We start from the raw sequence: 5,594 nt of genomic DNA on the forward strand, positions 1-5,594 counted from the left end.
GACGGGGCGCTCAGGCGGCCTGACCCGGGCCGCGGCGGCGGCCGCGCGGCTCAGTCCTTGCGCGCCACGTCGGCCCAGACGGGCAGATGGTCCGAGGCCACGCGCGCCGGTTGCGCGCGCGGGCTGCCGGTGGCAACGGCCCTGAGCGCCGGCGACAGCGCGAAACGGTCCAGCGCCGCCACCGGGCGCGGCGCCGGGTAACTGTTCGGCCCGCGTACGAAGTGCACCGATTGTGCCGTCGCGTCGAGCGCGCTGGCGCCGCGCCACTCGTTGAAATCACCGGCCAGGACGGTGGGGCACGGGGGCAGGGCGCGCAACGCCCGCTCGATCGCCGCCATCTGGCGCAGCCGGTCGCGGCGCCTGAGCCCCAGGTGCAGCCCGACCACCCGCAGCGGGCCCAGCGGCGTGTCGAGATCCACGCGAATCGCGCCGCGCGGCTCGAAGCCCGGCAGCTCGATGGGTTCGGCTTCATGCACCACCAGCCCCGGGCGCAGCAGCATCGCGTTGCCGTGCCATCCCAGCGACCCGCCCGGCGCCCCCACCGGCACCACGCGCCAGCCCGCGTCTTCGGCCATGTAGGCGGGCAGGGCGGCCGGGCGCGGCGGCAGGCGCTTGTCGGCCTCCTGCAACACGATGATCTGCGCATCGAGCGCCGCGATCACCTCGAGCGAGCGATCCGGCCGCCGCCGCAGGTCGAGCCCGACGCATTTTTGCAAGTTGTAACTTGCAATTCTGAGTGTGACGTCCTTCATCAGGGGTATATCTGCACCCAAAGCGAAAGGATTGTCACCCGTGTTCGCCGATCAGACGTGGCTGGCCAAACTGATCTGGGCGGCGCTGGTGGTGTCGGTGCTCGATGCGCTGACGCAGGGCAACTGGCCCGCGGCGGCGGTGGCATCGGGCACGCTGGCGCTGTCGCTGGCGCCGGTCTATGTCGCTCGCTGGGCCGAGATATTCATCCCGCCCTCGTTCATCACCGCGACCGTGCTGTTCATCGTCTCGACGCTGTTCCTGGGCGAGGTGTTCGATTTCTACAACCGCTTCTGGTGGTGGGATATGGTCATGCACGGCGGCAGCGCCATCGGTCTTGGGCTGATCGGCTTCGTGCTGATCTTCATGATGTTCCAGGGCAACCGCTATACCGCGCCGCCCATTGCGATGGCATTCTTCTCGTTTTGCTTCGCGCTGGCCATGGGCGCGCTGTGGGAGGTCTTCGAATACGGCATGGACAGCCTGTTCGGCCTTTCCATGCAACGCGGGAATCTCGACGACACGATGCGCGATCTGATCATCGACGGGCTGGGCGCGCTGATCGGTGGCGCGGCGGGGTTCGCCTATCTCAAGGGGCTGGAATATGGCGGGCTGCCGGGGATCATCGACGAATTCGTGCGCCGCAACCCGCGGTTTTTCCGCCGCTTCGGCGACGATGGGCGGTCGGGCGGACGCCACGACAAACGCGACGACAAGTGAGCCCGGGCGACTTCCTGCTTGACCTTCCACGCGCGCCGGGTGCTACCTGCGCGCCATGGAAAGACGCGATACGATAGACCCGCTCGGCGCGGCGGCGCTGGTTGGGTTCGCCGGGATCCTGGCGGTCAACCAGGTGGTGATCAAGCTGGGCAACGGCGGCTTCCAGCCGGTGTTCATGGCGGCGCTGCGCTCGGTCGGGGCGCTGGTGGTGCTGATGGCGTGGATGCGCCTGCGCGGCATCAGGCTGGATTTCAGCACCGGCACGCGCCGCGCGGGGGTGGTGCTGGGCAGCCTGTTCGCGTTCGAGTTCGTGTGCCTGTTCTGGGCGCTCGATCATACCTCGGTGGCGCGCGCCTCGATCCTGTTCTACTCGATGTCGGTGATCCTGACGCTGGCGGCGCATTTCCTGCTGCCGGGCGAGCGGCTGACGCTGCGGCGCCTTGCGGGGCTGGCACTGGCCATGGGCGGCGTGGTGATCGTGCTGGCCGAACGCGGCAGCGGCGAGGCCAGCCTGATGGGCGACCTGGCGGCATTGGGCGCCGCGTGCGGCTGGGCGGGGCTGGCGCTGTGCGTGCGGCTCACCGGGATCAGCCGGCTGGTCCCCGAGATGCAGCTATGGTGGCAACTGGCGGTCTCGTCGGTGATCCTGCTGGCGCTGTCGCCGCTGTTCGGCGATCTGTTGCGCGACCCGGGGCCGTGGCACCTGGCCGGACTGACCTACCAGGTATTCGCGGTGGCCAGCTTCGGATTCCTGTTCTGGTTCTTCCTGCTGACCATCTACCCGGCCTCGGGGGTGGCGAGCTTCTCGTTCCTCACGCCGGTGCTGAGCGTCGGGCTGGGCTGGGCGCTGCTGGGCGAAGAGATCAGCGCCAGCGTGATCGTGGCGCTGGCTCTGGTGGCCGCGGGGATCGTGCTGATCAACCGCAAGCGCGGGGTGCGCCCGCCGGCCTGAGCGGCCGCCGGGGCCGCGTGTTTCCGGCAAGATGAAGCCCCGGTGACGCCGGCTATTGCCGCGTTGCGCCGCGCCATGCCTGCCAGGCCAGCAGCGCGATGCCGACGCCCGACAGGGCGAGGACGGCCACGTTGGCGGGCGCCGCGTTGGCCACGATGACCCCCACGAGCGCCCAGATCACCGCGGCGGCGTATTCGGGCGTGTCGGGGCGCAGGCCCTGCACCGCCAGCGCGATGGCCAGCGCCAGCGCGAGCATCGCCAGCGCCGCCACCTGCGGCCCCAGCACGCCGTGCCCGGCCAGCACCAGGCCAAGGGCCACGCAGGACGCCGCCGTCAACCACCCGGCATAAAGCGCCACCGGCGTGCGCAGCCAGGCACGGTCACCCGTGCCGGCGCGCAGCAGCGCCACCACCGCCGCCAGCAGCATCGCCCAGATCAGCACCGTGGCGTATACCGGCGCGATGTTGGCCACCGGGATCCAGCCGGCGCCGATGGCGAGACTGACCAGCAGCGCCGGCCGCATGGCGCGCCAGCCCGGGTCGGTGTCGCGGCGCAGCAGCCCGAACCCGGCCCCCGCGATCAGCCACGCATAAATGAGCCCCCAGATGGCAAAGGCATAGCCCGCAGGCTGCACCGGCGGGTCGACCTGCGGGATCGGAAACTGCCCCGGCGTGAAGCCGCTGAAGCCGTCGCTCGTCAGCGGCGAGGCGGCAAAGGCCAGCGCGGCGACCATCACCAGTGCCGCCCACAGCCGGTCGGTGTCGCGGCGCGTGTCGCGCGGTTCGAGGTCTTCCATGTCGTGGCCTCCTTGCGGCCGTGCCCTGCAGTCCCTTTCGACATAGGCGCCTGCAGGGGCGGCACAAGGGCTCAGGCCAGCGTGCCCCGGGCCGTCAGCCGCGTCTTGCCGCGCAGGTAGGGGTGCAGGGCGGCGGGCAGATCGACCGAGCCATCGGCCTGCTGGCCGTTCTCCAGCACCGCGATCAGGCACCGCCCCACCGCCAGCCCCGAGCCGTTGAGCGTGTGCACGAATTGCGGCTTGCCGCCGTCTTCGGGCTTGAACCGGGCATTCATGCGCCGGGCCTGGAAATCGCCACAGACCGAGACCGAGCTGATCTCGCGGTACAGGCCCTGCCCGGGTAGCCAGACCTCGATGTCATGGGTGCGCGTGGCGCCGAAACCCATGTCGCCGGTACACAGCACCACGGTGCGGTACGGCAGGCCCAGCCGTTCGAGGATGTCCTCGGCCTGACGGGTCATGCGGGCGTGTTCGGCCTCGCTGGCGTCGGGGTGGGTGATCGACACCATCTCGACCTTCTCGAACTGGTGCTGGCGCAGCATCCCGGCGGTGTCGCGCCCGGCGCTGCCCGCCTCTGAGCGGAAGCACTGCGTATGCGCCACCATGCGGCGCGGCAGATCGGCGGCCTCCAGGGTGTCGCCCGCCACCGTGTTGGTCAGCGTCACCTCGGCGGTGGGGACCAGCCACCAGCCCTCGCGCGTCTGGTAGCTGTCCTCGCCGAACTTGGGCAACTGCCCGGTGCCGCGCATCATCTCGTCGACCACCAGCACCGGGGTCCAGGTTTCCTGCAGCCCGTTGTCATCGACATGCACGTCCAGCATGAACTGCGCCAGCGCCCGGTGGATGCGCGCCACCGCGCCCTTGAGCACCACGAAACGCGACCCGCTGAGCTTGGCGGCGGTTTCGAAATCCATCCCCGGTTTCACGCCCGCGATGTCGTAATGCTCGCGCGCGGCGAAATCGAAATCGCGCGGCGTGCCGTGGCGGTGCAGCTCGACATTGTCGTCCTCGTCGGCGCCGTCGGGCACGTCCGCCAGCGGCGTGTTGGGCAGCTCCATCAGCCGCTCGGTCAGTTGCCGGTCAAGCTCCTTGGCCTCGTTTTGGAGTTTTGCAATATCCGCCTTCTTTTGTTTCACCACACTTTTTAGAAACTCTGCCTGGTCAAATTCCTCTTCTGCGATCATTCGAGCGATTTGCGAAGCTGCCTTGTTGGCCTCGGCCTTCGCGGTCTCGGCGGCGTGGATCACCTCGCGCCGGCGCGCGTCGAGCGCGAGGATATCGTCCGCCGCCGGCGGCTCGCCGCGGCGGGCAAGGGCGGCGTCGAGCGCGTCGGGGTTGTCTCGAATGGCGCGGATGTCGTGCATGGGGCGGTCCTTCGGGTGATGAATCGGCTCTGGCGCACCTTATGCAACAGTTTTGGCGCCGGGTGTAGGGCGGGCGTCAGACAGCGCGCGGGCCACGCACGGGCGGAGGCGTTAGCCCAAGCCGGGCGCGCGCCTGCCCGTGGGATGGCGCCCCAACGACAGTGCCAGGCACTTTATTCCGCCACATACCACCAACAGATCAATGGCAGTGCCTGGTCGCCAAAGCGCCAGCCCGCCGGGACGGGCAGGCGCTCGCCCGGCGCCTCTCGGCGCTATTCGGGCGGGGGCCAAGGCAATCCGGGGCAGGGCAACGCCCCGGCCGATCCTCGGATCGGCCACGCGCCGCCCGCCCCCATGGGCGGCGCGTTCCGCGCCACCCGCGGACGGCTTGCACCAGGCCCGCCGCCGGGGAGACGATTGGACCGTGCCGAAAAGCCCCGCGGCCAACGCCCCGCCCGGCCGCAAGACCGGGCAGCGCCCGTCCCGCCCCCGTCAAACCAAAGGTTTGCCTTCAACAAAAACGGGCCGGGCGCCGCCCTTGGCGCCCGAGGGCCGGGCCTCTCAGTCGCCCTCTGCCTCTGGCGGCGTGTAGCTGTCGGGATCGGCCAGCCACTTGCGCCATTCGTCGCGCCACTCGTCGCGGAATTCATGTGCTTCAAGCGCATGCCTTGGCCAGTGCTTCGGCCAATCGCAGCCATCCGGCAACGTCACCGACCCATCCCCGAACATCCCCTCCAGATGATCGGCGATTTTTACTATTCTGGTGAGATCGACAGACATCACGGCGGCACCTCGAAGGTTAGCCGCCGCGAGGTTTGTATCCGGATCGAACCGCGCCCTCCAAAGGATCGCCCCCTGCAACCGCGTGCCCCGGAGGTTCGCCCCCTGCAACCGCACCTCCCGGAGGTCCGCCCCCTGCAATCGCACCGTCCGGAGGTTCGCCCCCTGCAATCGCGCCTCACCGAGGTGCGCCCCCTGCAACCGCGCCGCCCAGAGGGTCGCCCCCAGCAAC

At 69.8% G+C, this 5,594-nt stretch carries 6 protein-coding genes; 2 read left to right on the forward strand and 4 right to left on the reverse strand.

What is annotated here, in order from left to right:
* Positions 1-50: 50 nt before the first annotated feature.
* Positions 51-752, reverse strand: coding sequence for an endonuclease/exonuclease/phosphatase family protein (locus tag Q0L89_RS12940; protein WP_296765828.1), 702 nt, complete (start codon positions 750-752; stop codon positions 51-53).
* Positions 753-792: 40 nt separating this feature from the next.
* Between Q0L89_RS12940 and Q0L89_RS12945 the strand changes: the two genes are divergently transcribed.
* On the forward strand, positions 793-1,470 hold the full coding sequence (locus Q0L89_RS12945; protein ID WP_296765830.1) for a hypothetical protein: 678 nt from the start codon (positions 793-795) through the stop codon (positions 1,468-1,470).
* Positions 1,471-1,525: 55 nt separating this feature from the next.
* Positions 1,526-2,422 carry a DMT family transporter gene (locus tag Q0L89_RS12950; protein ID WP_296765833.1) on the forward strand — a complete coding sequence of 299 codons (897 nt, stop codon included), beginning with the start codon at positions 1,526-1,528 and terminating at the stop codon, positions 2,420-2,422.
* 52 nt (positions 2,423-2,474) lie between these two features.
* On the opposite strand, the gene Q0L89_RS12955 is transcribed toward Q0L89_RS12950, so the two are convergent.
* The 3 genes from Q0L89_RS12955 to Q0L89_RS12965 all read right to left on the reverse strand — a co-directional run.
* A complete protein-coding gene (locus tag Q0L89_RS12955) occupies positions 2,475-3,155 on the reverse strand; it encodes a hypothetical protein (RefSeq protein ID WP_296765841.1) in 681 nt (226 codons plus the stop codon).
* Between the two features lie 134 nt (positions 3,156-3,289).
* A complete protein-coding gene (serS, locus tag Q0L89_RS12960) occupies positions 3,290-4,582 on the reverse strand; it encodes a serine--tRNA ligase (RefSeq protein WP_296765836.1) in 1,293 nt (430 codons plus the stop codon).
* A gap of 561 nt (positions 4,583-5,143) precedes the next feature.
* The coding region (locus Q0L89_RS12965; RefSeq protein WP_296765838.1) for a pentapeptide repeat-containing protein at positions 5,144-5,594 on the reverse strand (451 nt) is incomplete at its 5' end.

It is taken from the genome of Sediminimonas sp., from assembly GCF_024637375.1.
Taxonomy (GTDB): Bacteria; Pseudomonadota; Alphaproteobacteria; order Rhodobacterales; family Rhodobacteraceae; genus Sediminimonas.

Coding starts and splice junctions, on each gene's coding strand:
- Q0L89_RS12955 (WP_296765841.1), bottom strand. CDS start 3,155: ATGGTCGCCGCGCTGGCCTTTGCCGCCTCGCCGCTGACGAGCGACGGC.
- serS (WP_296765836.1), bottom strand. CDS start 4,582: ATGCACGACATCCGCGCCATTCGAGACAACCCCGACGCGCTCGACGCC.
- Q0L89_RS12950 (WP_296765833.1), top strand. CDS start 1,526: ATGGAAAGACGCGATACGATAGACCCGCTCGGCGCGGCGGCGCTGGTT.
- Q0L89_RS12940 (WP_296765828.1), bottom strand. CDS start 752: ATGAAGGACGTCACACTCAGAATTGCAAGTTACAACTTGCAAAAATGC.